Origin of the sequence: Klebsiella quasivariicola, assembly GCF_002269255.1 — a bacterium.
GTDB lineage: Bacteria > Pseudomonadota > Gammaproteobacteria > Enterobacterales > Enterobacteriaceae > Klebsiella > Klebsiella quasivariicola.
Genome location: NZ_CP022823.1, coordinates 3,571,355 through 3,588,159 on the forward strand (window position 1 = coordinate 3,571,355; position 16,805 = coordinate 3,588,159).

Genomic DNA, 16,805 nt, shown 5'->3' on the forward strand with positions numbered 1-16,805 from the left:
CTTAGTCCAGCCCCAGGATCCCGCGCAGCTGAGCCAGATCTTCCGCCAGGGTGGTGATCGGCCCTTTCAGCGCATTACGGTCAGCGGTGGTCAGCTTATCGTAGGTCTCGAAACCGTCTTTGGTGCGATATTTGCTGAGGATGCTGTCCACTTTCTTAAAGTTGGCGTCCACTTTCGCCAGCAGCGCGCTGTTCTCTTTTTGCAGCTGCGGGCGCAGCAGGTCGACAATTTTCTGCGCGCCGTCAATGTTGGCCTGGAAGTCCCACAGATCGGTATGGCTGTAGCGATCTTCTTCACCGCTGATCTTGCTGGCCGCGACTTCCTCAATTAATCCTGCCGCGCCGCCCACCACTTTTGATGGCGGGAATGCCAGCTCGCTGATGCGTTTTTGCAGCTCCAGCACATCGCTGTTCAGCTGATCGGCATATTTTTCCATGCCCTTGACGCTGTTATCGCCAAACAGCGCTTTTTCCAGACGGTGGAAACCGGTGAATTTCGGATCTTCTGCTTTTTTCTCGAAGTCGTCTTCGCGGGCGTCGATGCTTCCGTCAAGATCAGAGAACAGCTCGGCAATGGGCTCGATGCGCTCGTAGTGCTGACGGGTTGGGGCGTACAGGGCTTTCGCTTTTTCGATATCGCCGGCTTTCACCGCGTCGGTAAAGGCTTTAGTACCGCTGACCAGCTGCGCGGTTTCCGCCGTCACATAGGTTTTATAAGCGGTGATCGCTTCGCCGAGGCTCAGCACCGCATCGGCTTTCGCCGCGTCTTTGGTGGCGGCGCCGGTAACGATAAGTTTGCCTTTCGGGTTGGTGAGCAGGCCGCAGGTCATGTCATATTCACCCGGCTGCAGGTTCGCGGTGAGCTTCTGGGTAAAGCCCGGCGCGATGTTTTCACGCTCTTCCACCACCATCACCCCTTTCAGAATCTCCCACTCCAGCGCTTTCTGGCTGTGGTTCTGAATAATAAACTGGGTTTTGCCCGCATTAACGGTTACCTGCATCGGCTCGCACTGTTTATCATTGACAGTGACTTTCACCTGCGGGATATCCGCAGCCTGAGCACCGAATGCAGAGCTGAGCAGCGCGGCCACAGTCACCCGCAGCGCATTACGGCGAAAATGAATCATCATGATCATCCCTTTCGGTAAGTAGAGTGTCGCTTATAAGCTCGCAGCGCCCGATCAGGCGGCCCGCGAGGCAGTCGTATTATTCCGCGGCGGCAGGGCAAACATCACCAGCGCCGGGATCAGGTAAAGCAGATAAACAGTCACTTCGCTGACGCTCGGGGCCTCCTGGTAGCCAAAGATCCCCTCCAGCAGCGTGCCGAACAGCGTATGCGTTGACAGCACGTTACTCAGATCGAAGGCGGTATCCTGGAACAGGTTCCACAGGCCGGCCTCGTGGAAAGCGCGGATCGCCCCCGCGGCCAGGCCAGCGGCCACCAGCAGGATAAACAGGCTGGTCCATTTGAAGAACACACCGAGGTTGAGGCGGATACCGCCCCAGTAGAGCAGGAAGCCCAGCACAATCGCCGTTGCCAGACCCAGCAACGCCCCCAGCGGCGGCCAGATGCCAACGTCCTGCTGGAATGCCGCCAGCAGAAAGAAGACCGACTCCAGCCCCTCACGGGCAACCGCGAAAAAGACCATCATCACCAGCGCCCAGCCATGGTGATTGCCGCGCTGCAGCGCCTTGTCCACGGCCTGCTCCAGCTGCTGTTTGACGTTGCGCGAAACATTGCGCATCCAGAAGACCATCCACGTCAGGATCACCACCGCGATGACCGCGACGATCCCTTCGAACAGTTCCTGTTCGCGCTGAGGAAATTCACCGGTGGTTTCGTTGATAAAAATGCCTAAGCCAAGACACAGCGCCGCTGCGAGGATCACGCCAATCCACATCACGGCAATCCAGTTTCCGCGCTGGGTGCGTTTCAGATAGCTGGCGATCAGGCTGACAATCAGCGCAGCCTCAAGGCCTTCGCGTAACATAATGAGAAATGGGACAAACATGCCAACACCCTTAAATGTAAATCACCGTCAACGAATGCAAAAACAGGTAATATTTATGATAGTGATTATCATTACAATACTCAGAAACACAAGCGAAATGTGCAGAGAATGATGACTAGTTGTAAATAAATTGCTGACAAATAATGACTTGCGAAAATATTCGCCTGTTATGAAGGAAAAGAATAAGCAAAGGATTTTTTACGCCAGATATTTACCCGCCGCGGCGGCTATGGCTAAATGGCGGCCTTATTGACCTGCGAAAAGAACAACATGACTGCACTTTTTCATTTCCTGCTGGCGCTGGTGGTGATCCTCGCCCTGGCCTGGCTTGTCAGCTATGACAGACAAAAAATTCGTATTCGTTATATTCTCCAGTTGATTATTATCGAAATAGCGCTTGTCTTCTTTTTCCTGCACGCCGAAAGCGGCCTGTGGCTGGTAAAAAATATTTCCGGCTTTTTTGCTTCACTGTTAGGTTTCGCCGCCGAAGGAACCAATTTCGTGTTTGGCGGCATGAGTGAAAAAGGGTTAGCCTTTATTTTCCTGGGCGTCCTGTGTCCGATTGTGTTTATTTCCGCGCTGATTGGTATTCTTCAGCACTGGCGGATCCTGCCGATTTTTATTCGGGTGATTGGTACCCTGTTATCAAAAGTAAACGGCATGGGTAAGCTGGAATCTTTCAACGCCGTCAGCTCGCTGATCCTCGGCCAGTCGGAGAATTTCATCGCCTACAAGGGCGTACTGGGCGACCTCTCCTCACGCCGACTGTTCACCATGGCGGCGACGGCCATGTCGACCGTATCGCTGTCGATTGTCGGCGCCTATATGACCATGCTGGACGCCAAATATGTCGTCGCGGCGCTGATCCTCAATATGTTCAGCACCTTTATCGTGCTGTCGGTGATTAACCCGACGCGGCCGGGCAGCGAGCAGGAAATAAAACTCGAGAAGCTACACGAATCGCAGAGTTTCTTTGAAATGCTCGGGGAATATATTCTGGCCGGCTTTAAAGTGGCGATGATTATTCTGGCGATGCTGATCGGTTTTATCGCTCTGATCAGCGCCATTAACGCGCTGTTCGCCACCCTGTTTGGTCTCAGCTTCCAGCAGATCCTCGGCTACGTCTTCTACCCGCTGGCGTGGCTTATCGGCATCCCGCTGAGCGATGCGCTGAACGCCGGCAGTATTATGGCCACCAAGCTGGTCGCGAACGAATTTGTGGCGATGATTGAGCTACAAAAGATTGCCGCCAGCATGACCCCTCGCGGGCTCGGCATTCTCTCGGTATTCCTGGTGTCGTTTGCTAACTTTGCCTCGATCGGCATTATCGCCGGAGCGATCAAAGGCCTGAATGAACCCCAGGGCAATATCGTCTCCCGCTTCGGCCTGCGGCTGGTGTATAGCGCCACGCTGGTGAGCCTGCTTTCCGCCAGCTTCGCCGGGCTGGTGCTGTAAGACAAACGGCGGGGCTGCCCCCGCCGTTTACTCAGAACTGCACGCAGACCGGCTGGTCGACACGCATTACCGATTCCTGCGCGAAGCGTGATTTATAGCCCTGGCGCAGGGCTTCAATACCGGCCTCGCTCTGCGCGTCATGCCCATGGATCACCATCAGCGCCTTGCTCTGCTCCCGCACTACCTGACCATTCTGGCCCAGCCACTGACCGCGGGCATCAAACACCGTCAGCCCATCGCGAAAACGCGGCGTCACGTCGCGGTCGACAAACTGCTGCCACTCTTCAGCAGTGATGTCTTTCCCCGCCGGGCGGCTCAGGCCGAAATAAAGCGTGGTTTGCACCATGGACCGATCCGCCGGGCAGGCGCCGGGCTTCGCCGCGCGGGTCGACGAACTTTCCCCCGCCACGCAGCCGCTGAGTAACCCTGCCAGCACCAGCGCCATTGCACCCTGTCTGAACGTCATCTTTGCTATCCTCATTGTTATTAGTCAGGAAATATCAGCGGATTTTCAAATAATTAGCAAGGGTTATAATATTCCAGCCCGGCAACAGGCACAAAAAAGCCCGCCAGCGGCGGGCTCGTGAACGTCAGATGATCTTATTCAGCCGTGGCACGTACCGGCGCCGGCGTATGGTAGTGGGCATCCGCTTCGGCGAAGCGCTGCTGCATGCTGGCCGACGGCGCTTTATCCAGCAGGCTGAAGACCACAATTCCCAGGCTACCGAAGATAAAGCCCGGAATAATTTCATACAGGCCCAGCCAGCCAAATTGCTTCCAGACGATCACGGTCAGGGCGCCAATCACCATCCCGGCCAGCGCGCCGTTACGGGTCATGCGTGACCACATCACCGAGAACAGGACCACCGGGCCAAAGGCGGCGCCGAAGCCAGCCCAGGCGTAGCTCACCAGACCCAGCACGCGGTTTTCCGGATTGGCCGCCAGGGCAATCGCCACCAGAGCCACCACCAGCACCATCATACGGCCCACCCACACCAGCTCTTTCTGGCCGGCGTTTTTGCGCAGGAACGCTTTATACAGGTCTTCGGTAATTGCGCTGGAGCAGACCAGCAGCTGACAGCTCAGGGTGGACATCACCGCCGCCAGAATCGCCGACAGCAGGATCCCGGCAATCCACGGGTTAAACAGGATTTGCGCCAGTTCGATAAACACGCGCTCGGCGTTCTGGTTCACCGCGCCCGCCAGGCTCGGGTTGTTATTGAAGTAGGCGATACCAAAGAAGCCGACCGCCACCGCACCCGCCAGGCACAGGATCATCCAGGTCATACTGATGCGACGCGCGTGAACGATACTGTGGTGCGAATCCGCCGCCATAAAGCGCGCCAGAATATGCGGCTGGCCGAAATAGCCCAGTCCCCAGCCCATCAGCGAAATAATCGCCACGAAGTTCAGCCCTTTAAGCATGTCGATATTTTCGATGCTCTTTTGCTTAATGACTTCCAGCGAATCACCAAAGCCGCCGACGGAAATAATGACGATCACCGGGGTGAGGATCAGGGCAAAAATCATCAGGCTGGCCTGCACGGTATCGGTCCAGCTGACGGCGAGGAAGCCGCCGACGAAAGTATAGATAATCGTTGCCGCCGCCCCGGCCCACAGCGCGGTTTCATAACTCATACCGAAGGTGCTTTCAAACAGACGCGCCCCCGCCACAATTCCCGAGGCACAATAGATGGTAAAGAACAGCAGAATAACCAGCGCCGAAATAATTCTCAGCACCCGGCTTTTATCTTCAAAACGGCCGGTAAAATAATCGGGCAGCGTCAGGGCGTTATTATTCACCTCGGTATGCACGCGCAGGCGACCGGCCACCAGCTTCCAGTTAATCCACGCCCCCAGCGTTAAGCCAATGGCGATCCAGCTTTCGGAAATCCCGGAGAGGAAAATCGCCCCCGGCAGGCCCATCAGCAGCCAGCCGCTCATATCCGACGCCCCTGCGGAAAGCGCGGTCACAAATGGCCCCAGACTTCTTCCCCCAAGAATATAATCATCGAAGTTTTTGGTCGAACGCCAGGCAATAAACCCTATCAATACCATACCAAAAATATAAACAATAAATGTCACCAGCATCGGTGTGCTAATAGCCATGCAAAGTCTCCAGAATTTTTATCGACAGCGTCCAACTTCGTCGTTTTTTTCCACTACCGGAACGGGGTAATGGCGCATTGTTTAATTGGGCGACCGTATCCTGACGGAAGCTTCGGTTTTTCACAAATGATTTAACACAGCATTTACACGAAAACCCGACAGCGCAAAACGTCAATTTATGAGAGGTTGCACTCTCTCACGTTTTTAAAGGTTGCACCAAACAAAAGTGTTAACTCACGCATACAAATACCCTATGAGCACGGGGTTAAAATTCTGCTATTTTAGGTGTTATTTTTAACAAATCCGCCATTTCACGGCTTGCGTCACAAGCCATAATTAACAAGGTTGCACAAAGTTGCAACATAGTGGATATTTCCCTGCAACCGCATAAGCCTAACGATAAATGACAGGAGTTCTGAGCATGGGCACCACCACCATGGGTGTTAAGCTTGACGACGCAACCCGCGAGCGCATTAAGTCCGCCGCGAGCCGTATTGACCGCACGCCGCACTGGCTGATTAAACAGGCCATCTTCAACTATCTGGAAAAACTGGAGAACGACGAGACGCTGCCTGAGCTGCCGGCGCTTCTGAACGGCGCCGCTAATGAAAGCGATGAAGCGGGTTCCCCGGCGGAAGAGCCGTATCAACCATTTCTCGAATTTGCCGAGCAGATCCTGCCGCAGTCGGTGAGCCGCGCAGCGATCACCGCCGCTTGGCGACGTCCGGAAACCGACGCGGTGCCGATGCTGCTGGAGCAGGCCCGCCTGCCGCAGCCGCTGGGCGAACAGGCGCACAAGCTGGCGTATCAGCTGGCGGAAAAACTGCGCAACCAGAAAACCGCCAGCGGCCGCGCCGGCATGGTGCAGAGTCTGCTGCAGGAGTTTTCCCTCTCTTCACAGGAAGGGGTGGCGCTGATGTGCCTGGCGGAAGCCCTGCTGCGTATTCCGGATAAAGCCACCCGCGATGCGCTGATCCGCGACAAAATCAGCAACGGCAACTGGCAGTCGCACATCGGCCGCAGCCCGTCGCTGTTCGTCAACGCCGCCACCTGGGGGCTGCTGTTTACCGGCAAACTGGTGTCGACCCATAACGAGACCAGCCTCTCCCGCTCCCTGAACCGCATCATCGGCAAAAGCGGCGAACCGCTGATCCGCAAGGGCGTGGACATGGCGATGCGCCTGATGGGCGAGCAGTTCGTCACCGGCGAAACCATCGCCGAAGCGCTGGCCAACGCCCGCAAGCTGGAAGAGAAAGGGTTCCGTTACTCCTACGATATGCTCGGCGAAGCGGCCCTGACCGCCGCCGACGCCCAGGCCTACATGGTCTCTTATCAGCAGGCGATCCATGCCATCGGCAAAGCCTCCAACGGCCGCGGCATTTATGAAGGCCCGGGCATCTCGATTAAACTCTCCGCGCTGCATCCGCGCTACAGCCGCGCGCAGTATGACCGGGTAATGGAAGAGCTTTACCCGCGTCTGAAATCGCTGACCCTGCTGGCGCGCCAGTACGATATCGGCATCAACATCGACGCCGAAGAGGCCGACCGCCTGGAGATCTCCCTCGATCTGCTGGAAAAACTGTGCTTCGAACCGGAGCTGGCCGGCTGGAACGGCATCGGCTTCGTGATCCAGGCCTATCAGAAGCGCTGCCCGTTCGTCATCGATGCCCTGATCGACCTCGCGACCCGCAGCCGCCGTCGCCTGATGATCCGTCTGGTGAAAGGCGCCTACTGGGATAGCGAAATCAAACGCGCGCAGATGGAAGGCCTTGAAGGCTATCCGGTGTACACCCGCAAGGTTTACACCGACGTCTCCTACCTCGCCTGTGCGAAAAAACTGCTGGCGGTGCCGAACCTGATTTACCCGCAGTTCGCCACCCACAACGCTCATACCCTGGCGGCTATCTACCAGCTGGCGGGCCAGAACTACTACCCGGGCCAGTATGAGTTCCAGTGCCTGCACGGCATGGGCGAACCGCTGTACGAGCAGGTGGTGGGCAAAGTCGCCGACGGCAAACTGAACCGGCCGTGCCGGATCTACGCCCCGGTGGGCACCCACGAAACGCTGCTGGCGTATCTGGTGCGCCGTCTGCTGGAAAACGGCGCCAATACCTCTTTCGTCAACCGTATCGCGGACAATACCCTGCCGCTGGACGAGCTGGTGGCCGATCCGGTCAGCGCGGTAGAAAAACTGGCGCAGCAGGAAGGCCAGGCCGGCCTGCCGCATCCGAAAATCCCGCTGCCGCGCGATCTCTACGGCAGCGGCCGGAGCAACTCCGCCGGTCTCGATCTGGCGAACGAGCACCGTCTGGCCTCCCTCTCCTCCTCCCTGCTCAACAGCGCCCTGCATAAATGGCAGGCGCTGCCGATGCTGGAGCAGCCGGTGGCCGAAGGCGAAATGCAGCCGGTGGTTAACCCGGCAGAGCCGAAAGATATCGTCGGCTACGTCCGCGAAGCCAGCGATGACGAAGTGCAGCAGGCGCTGACCAGCGCTATCAACAATGCGCCGATCTGGTTCGCCACCCCGCCGCAGGAGCGCGCCGCCATTCTTGAGCGCGCCGCGGTGCTGATGGAAAGCCAGATGCCGACCCTGATGGGGATCCTGGTGCGCGAAGCGGGTAAAACCTTCAGCAACGCCATCGCCGAAGTACGCGAGGCCGTCGACTTCCTGCACTATTACGCCGGCCAGGTGCGCGACGATTTCGATAATGAAACCCACCGCCCGCTGGGTCCGGTGGTCTGTATCAGCCCTTGGAACTTCCCGCTGGCGATCTTCACCGGCCAGATTGCCGCCGCGCTGGCGGCCGGCAACAGCGTGCTGGCAAAACCGGCCGAACAGACGCCGCTGATCGCCGCCCAGGGCGTGGCGATTCTGCTCGAAGCCGGCGTGCCGCCGGGCGTTATTCAGCTGCTGCCGGGCCGCGGGGAGACCGTCGGCGCCGCGCTAACCTCCGATGAGCGCGTGCGCGGCGTGATGTTCACCGGCTCCACCGAAGTGGCAACGCTGCTGCAGCGCAATATTGCCAGCCGCCTCGATCCCCAGGGTCGCCCGACGCCGCTGATCGCCGAAACCGGCGGGATGAACGCGATGATCGTCGACTCGTCGGCGCTCACCGAACAGGTGGTGATCGACGTGCTGGCTTCCGCGTTCGACAGCGCCGGCCAGCGCTGCTCCGCCCTGCGCGTGCTGTGCCTGCAGGAGGAGGTTGCCGACCATACGTTAACCATGCTGCGCGGCGCCATGAGCGAGTGCCGGATGGGCAATCCGGGCCGCCTGACCACCGATATCGGTCCGGTTATCGATGCGGAAGCGAAAGAGAATATTGAACGCCATATTCAGGCAATGCGCGCCAAAGGCCGCACCGTCTACCAGGCGGTGCGCGAGAATAGCGAAGACGCAAGCGAATGGCGCCACGGGACCTTCGTGCCGCCGACGCTTATCGAACTCGATAGCTTCGACGAGCTGAAAAAAGAGGTCTTCGGGCCGGTACTGCACGTGGTGCGCTATAACCGTAACGAGCTGGACAAACTGGTCGAGCAGATTAACGCCTCTGGCTATGGCCTGACCCTCGGCGTGCATACCCGCATCGACGAGACCATCGCCCAGGTCACCGGCAGCGCGAAGGTGGGCAACCTGTACGTCAACCGCAATATGGTTGGCGCCGTAGTCGGCGTGCAGCCGTTCGGCGGCGAAGGGTTGTCCGGTACCGGTCCGAAAGCCGGCGGTCCGCTGTATCTGTACCGTCTGCTCTCCAGCCGTCCGCAGGACGCGGTTGGCGTGACCTTCTCCCGCCAGGATGCGGAGCGCCCGCTGGACGCCCAGCTGAAAACGCTGCTGGAAAAACCGCTGCTGGCGCTGCAGCAGTGGGCCGCGGGCCGTCCTGAGCTGCAGGCGCTGTGCCAGCAGTACAGCGAGCAGGCGCAAAGCGGTACCCAACGCCTGCTGCCGGGGCCAACCGGCGAGCGCAATACCCTGACGCTGATGCCCCGCGAGCGCGTGCTGTGCGTGGCGGATAACGAACAGGATGCGCTGATCCAGCTGGCGGCTGTGCTGGCGGTGGGTTGTGAAGTACTGTGGCCGGACAGCGCCCTGCAGCGCGATCTGGCGAAGAAGCTGCCGCGGGAGGTTAGCGAGCGCATTCGCTTTGCCAAAGCGGAGCAGTTACCTGGTCAGGCCTTCGACGCGGTTATCTACCACGGCGATTCCGACCAGCTGCGCGAGCTGTGCGAGCAGGTGGCGGCACGCGACGGGGCGATTGTCTCCGTGCAGGGCTTCGCCCGCGGCGAAACCAATCTGCTGCTGGAGCGCCTGTACATCGAGCGCTCGCTGAGCGTTAACACCGCGGCGGCAGGCGGTAACGCCAGCCTGATGACCATCGGCTAAAACGGGCTCCCCGGTGGCGCTGCGCTTACCGGGGCTACCTGTCTCATGGCACGGGGGCGGCCAGTATTGTAGATACTGTTATGCCATGCAAGCATTTTCCGTATGCTGCGTGGCATCGAACGGGCGTCCCGATTTCAGGACCCCGTACGCCACCTGTGCCAGCTTCCGCATCATTGCACCGATGATCAGCTTTGCATTTTTTCCGCTCTTCTCCAGTCGTTCCCTGAATATCCGACCCCATTCTGTCTTGTACAGCGTCACCATTGCCGGCATGTACAGCGCACGGCGCAGCGACATATGACCCATTTTACTCATCCGACTCACCCGCCGGATGCTGCTGCCTGATTCATGCTGCTTTGGTGTCAGACCCGCGAACGCCGCGAACTGCCTCGCTTCCAGGAATCTGTTTTTCAGCCCCACGTAAGCCAGCAACACCGCCGATGTTTTCGCTCCGATCCCCGGGATACTGTCCAGCAGTTTGCGACGGTGCTTCATATCCGGATCATCATCCGTCAGGTCTTTTATCTGCTTTTCGATACGCTTCAGTTCCGTCTCCAGCCACAGCAGGTGCATGTCGATACTCGGCAACTGAACTTCACGGGCACTTTCCCGCCGGTTCTGCTCCTGAACATGCATTTCCGTCAGTGCCTGATGCCGCAGCACCAGCGCCCGCAGGGCCCGCTCAACCGGATGGGGGGCTTCCCATATCACCGGGCGTTTCTCCCGGCAAAAATACGCCAGCTGGCGGGCATCCACCGTATCGGTTTTGCTGCGTATTCCCTGGCTCTGGACGAACGCTTTGCTGAGCAACGGATTGATAATGGAGACCAGATACCCCGCGTCAGAGAGATGAGCGGCGACATCTTCCATATACGTCCCGGTCGCTTCCATGCAGACGTGGGCATTGCTGACCTGATGACCGCACAACCAGCTGACGAGCTCGTTATGGCCTTTTGGGGTGTTGGCAAATTTCTTGCTGCGGTGACGGCCATCAGGGCGCAGCATATCGACGTCGAGTTTAGTTTTGGCAACATCAATGCCGATAAAGTGGAGTTTGTTTTCCATGGTGTAACCATCCTTGCAAATGCGGGGTACCGGGTGTTCCGGTCCATGATACTGTTCGGTTTATCACTTGTGGAGGAGCGCAGTCCGGTGCGAATTATCTACGACACAGATTTGAGGATCTAAGGTCGGGTGCGGCATCCGGACTGCATGGCAGAAAGAACTGGCCGGTTCTCTCTGCACGAAAGGAATAATACAAGGTCGGGTAAGCGTAGCGCCACCCGACAACATAACAATACAACGAGGTAGCCCGGATAAGGCGCTGTGCGCCGCTATCCGGGAGAGCGGCGCGGTGATCAGCTAATGACAGCCGACGTCAGCTGTGCTTAATTAAGGCTCCCGGAGGGGAGCCTTTTTTATGGGAGCAGAACAATGAAACGTATGTTATTTGCCGTAGTGGCCCTGCTGGCCAGCGGCGCGGCGCTGGCGGACGAGTGCAGCAACGCCAATACCCAAACCGAAATGAATCAGTGCGCGGCCGCGCAGTTTCAGGCGGCCGATAAAAAACTGAATGACACCTGGCAGCAGGCCCTGCAGCGGGCGGCGGGTAAACAACAAACATTACTGAAGCAGGCGCAGCAGGCATGGATCGCCCTGCGCGACGCCGATTGCGCCTTTCTCGCCTCCGGCGCCGAAGGCGGCAGCATGCAGCCGATGCTGGTCAGCCAGTGCATGACCGATAAGAGCGTGGAGCGGGAGTCATTCCTCGCCTCGCTGCTGCAGTGCGAGGATGGCGATCAAAGCTGCCCGCTGCCGCCGGCCAATTAACGGACGCGAATGCCTTCGATAATCATCCGCTGGACATTATCGACCGTTTGTTCAAAAAAAGCCGCGTCCTGCAGCGTGGCGCCGGTGACTGCCTCCACCTGGGTGGCAAAGTCGGCGTAATGCTGGGTGGTGGCCCAGATCATAAAGATTAAATGCTGCGGATCGACCGGCGCCAGCTTGCCGCGGTCGATCCAGCCGGAAACAATCGCCGATTTCTCATCCACCAGCGCTTTCAGATCCCCGGTCAGTTCGCCCATCAGCAGCGGCGCGCCCTGCAGCATCTCGAGGCAGAACAGCTTCGAGGCCTGGGGATGATCGCGGGACACCTCCAGCTTCAGGCGAATATATTCGCGGATCGCCACCAGCGGGCTGATGTCCTCACGAAACGCCTTCAGCGGCGCCAGCCAGATGGCGAGGATCTGCTGCAGGACAGCCACATACAGCGCCTCTTTCGAAGGGTAGTAATAGAGCAGATTGGTTTTCGATACCCCGGCGCGCTCAGCCACCTGCTCCAGTCGCGTACCGTGAATGCCAAATTGCGAAAAGGCCTCCAGCGCGGCGGCCAGAATGGCCTCCTTTTTGGCGCTTACCGCTTGTGAACGTTTACCGGTTTTTTTCGCGGCGCCCTGTGCCATACATCCTCTCCTTCAGTTGACGCCTCCAGCATAGCAAAAGCCCTGCCCCGACACGACCCCGTGCACCCTGATTGCGCATGACTGCCGTTTTTTCGTGCACTGATTTTGACCATTCAGTCCACTTTTTTATCGTCCTTTTTAGCAACTCAAAAGTAACACATTAATAACATTAGCATTTATAAAACTGGCATCGCCTTTGCTTTAGCTCTTCTGCGAGGTGGTCCAGAGAGAGGCAGGATGCCGCACCACCGCAACTTCATCTTCCATGACTGCAGAGAGGTAGGTATGAAAATTGGTGTTTTCGTTCCCATTGGCAACAACGGTTGGCTGATCTCTACCCATGCCCCGCAGTATATGCCGACCTTCGAACTGAATAAGGCTATCGTACAGAAGGCCGAGCACTACCATTTCGACTTCGCGCTCTCCATGATCAAGCTGCGCGGCTTCGGCGGGAAAACCGAGTTCTGGGATCACAACCTGGAGTCCTTCACCCTGATGGCCGGCCTGGCCGCGGTGACCTCGAAGATCCAGATCTACGCCACCGCCGCCACCCTGACGCTGCCGCCGGCGATTGTCGCCCGGATGGCCTCCACCATCGATTCCATCTCCGGCGGCCGGTTTGGCGTCAATCTGGTGACCGGCTGGCAAAAACCGGAATATGACCAGATGGGCATGTGGCCGGGAGATGACTATTTCGCCAGCCGCTATGACTATCTCACCGAATACGTCCAGGTGCTCCGTGACCTGTGGGGCACCGGGCGCAGCGATTTCAAAGGCGACTACTTCACCATGAACGACTGCCGGGTCAGCCCGCGCCCTTCGCAGCCGATGAAGGTGATCTGCGCCGGGCAGAGCGATGCCGGTATGGCCTTCTCCGCCCAGCACGCGGACTACAACTTCTGCTTTGGCAAAGGGGTCAACACGCCAACGGCCTTTGCCCCGACCGCCGCGCGCATGATGCAGGCGGCGGAAAAAACCGGCCGCGACGTAGGATCCTATGTGCTGTTCATGGTGATCGCCGACGAAACCGACGAGGCGGCGCGCGCCAAATGGGAACATTACAAAGCGGGCGCCGATGAAGAAGCGCTGGCGTGGCTCACCGAGCAGAGTCAGAAAGACACCCGCTCCGGCAGCGATACCAACGTGCGCCAGATGGCTGACCCCACCTCGGCGGTCAACATTAATATGGGCACCCTTGTCGGATCGTATGCCAGCGTCGCGCGCATGCTCGATGAAGTGGCGAGCGTGCCCGGCACCGACGGCGTGCTGCTGACCTTTGATGATTTTCTTGCCGGCATCGACGCCTTTGGCGAACGCATTCAGCCGCTGATGCGCTGCCGGGACCACATTGCTCCAGTTACCCGTGAGGTGGCCTGATGATTACCCTTCCCGCTCGCCCGGAATCCCTGACCTTCGCGCCGCAGCAGAGCGCGCTGATTGTTGTCGATATGCAGAACGCCTACGCCAGCCAGGGCGGCTATCTGGATCTCGCCGGCTTTGACGTCTCCGCCACCCGGCCGGTTATCGACAATATTAATACCGCCGTCGCCGCCGCCCGCGCCGCGGGCATGCTGATTATCTGGTTCCAGAATGGCTGGGATGATCAGTATGTTGAAGCGGGCGGCCCGGGCTCGCCGAACTATCACAAATCCAACGCGCTGAAAACGATGCGTCAGCGTCCGGAGCTGCAGGGCAAGCTGCTGGCGAAAGGCGGCTGGGATTATCAGCTGGTGGACGAGCTGACGCCGCTGGAAGGCGACATCGTGTTGCCGAAACCGCGTTACAGCGGCTTCTTTAACACCCCGCTCGACAGCATTTTGCGCAGCCGCGGCATACGCCACCTGGTGTTCACCGGGATCGCCACCAATGTCTGCGTCGAATCAACGCTGCGCGATGGCTTCTTTCTCGAATACTTCGGCATCGTGCTGGAGGATGCCACCCATCAGGCCGGCCCGGCCTTCGCCCAGCAGGCGGCGCTGTTCAATATTGAAACCTTTTTCGGCTGGGTCAGCGACGTCGAGAGCTTCTGCCACGCGCTGTCCCCCGCCACCTCGCTGGCTTTAGCCAAGGAGAAACGTTATGCCTAAACAGGTGATTATTCCGCCAGGCACCACCACGCCGATTGCCCCCTTTGTTCCGGGGACGCTCGCCGACGGGGTGGTCTACGTCTCGGGCACCCTGCCGTTTGATAAGCAAAACAATGTGGTGCACATCGGCGACCCAAAGGCGCAAACCCGCCACGTGCTGGAGACCATCAGGAGCGTTATCGAAACGGCGGGCGGGAGTATGGCGGATGTGACTTTCAACAGCATCTTTATCACCGACTGGACAAATTACGCCGCGATTAACGAGGTCTACGCCGAGTTCTTCCCCGGCGATAAACCGGCGCGTTTCTGCATTCAGTGCGGACTGGTGAAGCCCGATGCGCTGGTGGAAATCGCCACCGTCGCCCATATCGGCACCCCGACATGATGAGGCTCAATATCGCCCCGGCCCCATGGCCCGGCGCGCCGGTGGTGGTCCTCAGCGCCGGTCTGGGCGGGGGTGGCGGCTACTGGCTGGCGCAGCGCGCGGCGCTGGAGGCACAGTATCAGCTGGTGAGTTATGACCATAACGGGACCGGGGAAAACGCCGGCCCGCTGCCCGCCGACTACAGCATGGCGACGATGGCCCAGGAGCTGTTCCGCGCCCTGCAGGCGGCGGGGATCGCCCGCTTTGCGCTGGTGGGCCACGCCCTGGGGGCGCTGATTGGCCTGCAGCTGGCGCTCGATCATCCCGAGGCGGTGAGCGCCCTGGTGCTGGTCAACGGCTGGCTGACGCTGTCGCCGCACACCCGCCGCTGCTTCCTGGTCCGCGAGCGTCTGCTGCATGCCGGCGGCGCGCAGGCGTGGGTTGAAGCGCAACCGCTGTTTCTCTACCCGGCGGAATGGATGGCCGCGCGCCTGCCGCGCCTCGAAGCGGAAGATGCGCTTGCCATCAGCCATTTTCAGGGCAAGGAGAATCTGCTGAAGCGGCTGCAGGCCCTGAAGCAGGCTGATTTTTCACGCCGGGCGGCGGCCATCGCCTGCCCGACGCTGATTGTCAGCGCCGCTGACGACCTGCTGGTCCCCGCCTCCTGCTCCCGCGTGCTGCAGGCGGCGATCCCCGGCAGCCAGCGTGTGGAGATGCCGTGGGGCGGCCATGCCTGTAACGTCACCGACGCCGATACCTTTAATACCATTTTATGCGACGGGCTGGCCGCTATGCTGCCGGTCGCCAGGGAGATCCGATGAACGACGCGATAAACCACACGGCCTGCGAGACGCTGTTTACCCAGGCCCGGACCCACAACGGCTGGCTGGATAAACCGGTGAGCGACGCACAGCTGCAGGCCGTCTGGGACCTGATGAAAATGGGGCCCACCTCCGCCAACTGTTCGCCGGCGCGCATCGTGTTCGTGCGCAGCGCGGAAGGCAAAGAGAAGCTCCGCCCGACGCTCTCCAGCGGCAATCTGCAGAAAACCATGCAGGCGCCGGTGACCGCTATCGTGGCGTGGGACAGCGCCTTCTACGAGCGGCTGCCGACCCTGTTTCCCCACGGTGACGCCCGCAGCTGGTTTACCTCCAGTCCGCAGCTGGCGGAGGAGACCGCGTTTCGCAACAGCTCACTGCAGGCGGCGTACCTGATTTTCGCCTGCCGCGCGCTGGGCCTCGACACCGGGCCGATGTCCGGTTTTGACCGGGAAAAAGTCGACGCGGCGTTTTTCGCCGACAACGGCTGGAAAAGCAACCTGCTGGTGAACATCGGCTATGGCGATCCCGGCAAGCTGTACGGCCGCCTGCCGCGTCTGTCTTTTGATGAAGCCTGCCTGCTGGCATAAGGAGTTGGCGATGGAGTTAGCAGACAAACAGAGTTTCCGTGACGCCATGGCCCACGTCGGCGCCGCGGTTAACATCATTACCACCGATGGCCCGGCGGGCCGGGCGGGGTTTACCGCCAGCGCGGTCTGCAGCGTCACCGACGCGCCGCCGACCCTGCTGGTCTGCCTGAACCGCTCGGCCTCGGTGTGGCCGGTGTTCAGCGAACACCACACGCTGTGCGTCAATACCCTGGCGGCCGGCCAGGAGGCCCTGTCGACGCTGTTTGGCGGTAAAACGGCGATGGACGAGCGCTTTGCCGCCGCCGACTGGCAGACCGGCGCCACCGGCTGTCCGCGGCTGGAGGCGGCGCTGGTCAGCTTTGACTGCCGCATTGACCAGCGCGTCAGCGTCGGCACGCACGACATCCTGTTTTGTCACGTCGTGGCCATTACCCGTCACCCGGAGCCCCGGGGACTGATGTGGTTTGACCGCGGTTATCACACGCTTATGCGACCCGCTTGTTAACCTTTAACCCGGGATAT

Annotated in this window: 15 protein-coding genes; 9 read left to right on the forward strand and 6 right to left on the reverse strand. The window is 59.4% G+C overall.

Features of this window, described 5'->3' with window-relative positions:
• Position 1: 1 nt before the first annotated feature.
• Both efeO and efeU read right to left on the reverse strand, forming a co-directional pair.
• Positions 2–1,129, reverse strand: coding sequence for an iron uptake system protein EfeO (gene efeO, locus B8P98_RS18015; RefSeq protein ID WP_095033282.1), 1,128 nt, complete (start codon positions 1,127–1,129; stop codon positions 2–4).
• Between the two features lie 51 nt (positions 1,130–1,180).
• A complete protein-coding gene (gene efeU / locus B8P98_RS18020; RefSeq protein ID WP_025714498.1) occupies positions 1,181–2,011 on the reverse strand; it encodes an iron uptake transporter permease EfeU in 831 nt (276 codons plus the stop codon).
• A gap of 270 nt (positions 2,012–2,281) precedes the next feature.
• Between efeU and B8P98_RS18025 the strand changes: the two genes are divergently transcribed.
• Positions 2,282–3,466: a NupC/NupG family nucleoside CNT transporter gene (locus B8P98_RS18025; RefSeq protein WP_095033652.1), complete on the forward strand. Its 1,185-nt coding sequence runs from the start codon at positions 2,282–2,284 to the stop codon at positions 3,464–3,466.
• Positions 3,467–3,497: 31 nt separating this feature from the next.
• On the opposite strand, the gene B8P98_RS18030 is transcribed toward B8P98_RS18025, so the two are convergent.
• Complete coding sequence (locus B8P98_RS18030) at positions 3,498–3,932, reverse strand: DUF3574 domain-containing protein (RefSeq protein WP_042929903.1); 435 nt, start codon at positions 3,930–3,932, stop codon at positions 3,498–3,500.
• 134 nt (positions 3,933–4,066) lie between these two features.
• Positions 4,067–5,575: a sodium/proline symporter PutP gene (gene putP, locus B8P98_RS18035; RefSeq protein WP_025714495.1), complete on the reverse strand. Its 1,509-nt coding sequence runs from the start codon at positions 5,573–5,575 to the stop codon at positions 4,067–4,069.
• 421 nt (positions 5,576–5,996) lie between these two features.
• Here putP and putA point away from each other — a divergent pair, with 421 nt between their 5' ends.
• Positions 5,997–9,959, forward strand: a complete 3,963-nt coding sequence (gene putA, locus B8P98_RS18040; protein ID WP_080924844.1) for a trifunctional transcriptional regulator/proline dehydrogenase/L-glutamate gamma-semialdehyde dehydrogenase — start codon at positions 5,997–5,999, stop codon at positions 9,957–9,959.
• A 78-nt stretch (positions 9,960–10,037) separates the two neighbouring features.
• Here the strand turns inward: putA and B8P98_RS18045 are convergent, their stop codons facing one another.
• Positions 10,038–11,024 (reverse strand): IS110 family RNA-guided transposase, encoded by a 987-nt coding sequence (locus tag B8P98_RS18045; RefSeq protein WP_095033283.1) that lies wholly within the window; start codon positions 11,022–11,024, stop codon positions 10,038–10,040.
• Positions 11,025–11,393: 369 nt separating this feature from the next.
• Here B8P98_RS18045 and B8P98_RS18055 point away from each other — a divergent pair, with 369 nt between their 5' ends.
• Positions 11,394–11,789 (forward strand): lysozyme inhibitor LprI family protein, encoded by a 396-nt coding sequence (locus tag B8P98_RS18055; protein WP_025714593.1) that lies wholly within the window; start codon positions 11,394–11,396, stop codon positions 11,787–11,789.
• On the opposite strand, the gene rutR is transcribed toward B8P98_RS18055, so the two are convergent.
• The gene (gene rutR / locus B8P98_RS18060) at positions 11,786–12,424 is read right to left on the reverse strand and encodes an HTH-type transcriptional regulator RutR (RefSeq protein WP_087805467.1); all 639 of its coding nucleotides are present in this window, start codon (positions 12,422–12,424) and stop codon (positions 11,786–11,788) included. The genes B8P98_RS18055 and rutR overlap by 4 nt on opposite strands.
• Before the next feature lie 285 nt (positions 12,425–12,709).
• Here rutR and rutA point away from each other — a divergent pair, with 285 nt between their 5' ends.
• From rutA to rutF, 6 genes are read left to right on the forward strand one after another with little or no spacing between them, the layout of a single operon-like run.
• Positions 12,710–13,801, forward strand: coding sequence for a pyrimidine utilization protein A (gene rutA / locus B8P98_RS18065; RefSeq protein ID WP_004204507.1), 1,092 nt, complete (start codon positions 12,710–12,712; stop codon positions 13,799–13,801).
• Positions 13,801–14,511: a pyrimidine utilization protein B gene (gene rutB, locus B8P98_RS18070; protein ID WP_080924463.1), complete on the forward strand. Its 711-nt coding sequence runs from the start codon at positions 13,801–13,803 to the stop codon at positions 14,509–14,511. The genes rutA and rutB overlap by 1 nt, the downstream gene beginning before the upstream one ends.
• Positions 14,504–14,896, forward strand: a complete 393-nt coding sequence (gene rutC / locus B8P98_RS18075; protein WP_025714590.1) for a pyrimidine utilization protein C — start codon at positions 14,504–14,506, stop codon at positions 14,894–14,896. Before rutB ends, rutC begins: the two co-directional genes overlap by 8 nt.
• Complete coding sequence (gene rutD, locus B8P98_RS18080) at positions 14,893–15,696, forward strand: pyrimidine utilization protein D (protein WP_080924462.1); 804 nt, start codon at positions 14,893–14,895, stop codon at positions 15,694–15,696. The genes rutC and rutD overlap by 4 nt, the downstream gene beginning before the upstream one ends.
• On the forward strand, positions 15,693–16,283 hold the full coding sequence (locus tag B8P98_RS18085; RefSeq protein ID WP_080924461.1) for a malonic semialdehyde reductase: 591 nt from the start codon (positions 15,693–15,695) through the stop codon (positions 16,281–16,283). Before rutD ends, B8P98_RS18085 begins: the two co-directional genes overlap by 4 nt.
• A gap of 10 nt (positions 16,284–16,293) precedes the next feature.
• Entirely contained in the window at positions 16,294–16,788 is a 495-nt protein-coding gene (rutF, locus tag B8P98_RS18090; RefSeq protein ID WP_080924460.1) for an NADH-dependent FMN reductase RutF, read from the forward strand.
• Positions 16,789–16,805 lie beyond the last annotated feature (17 nt).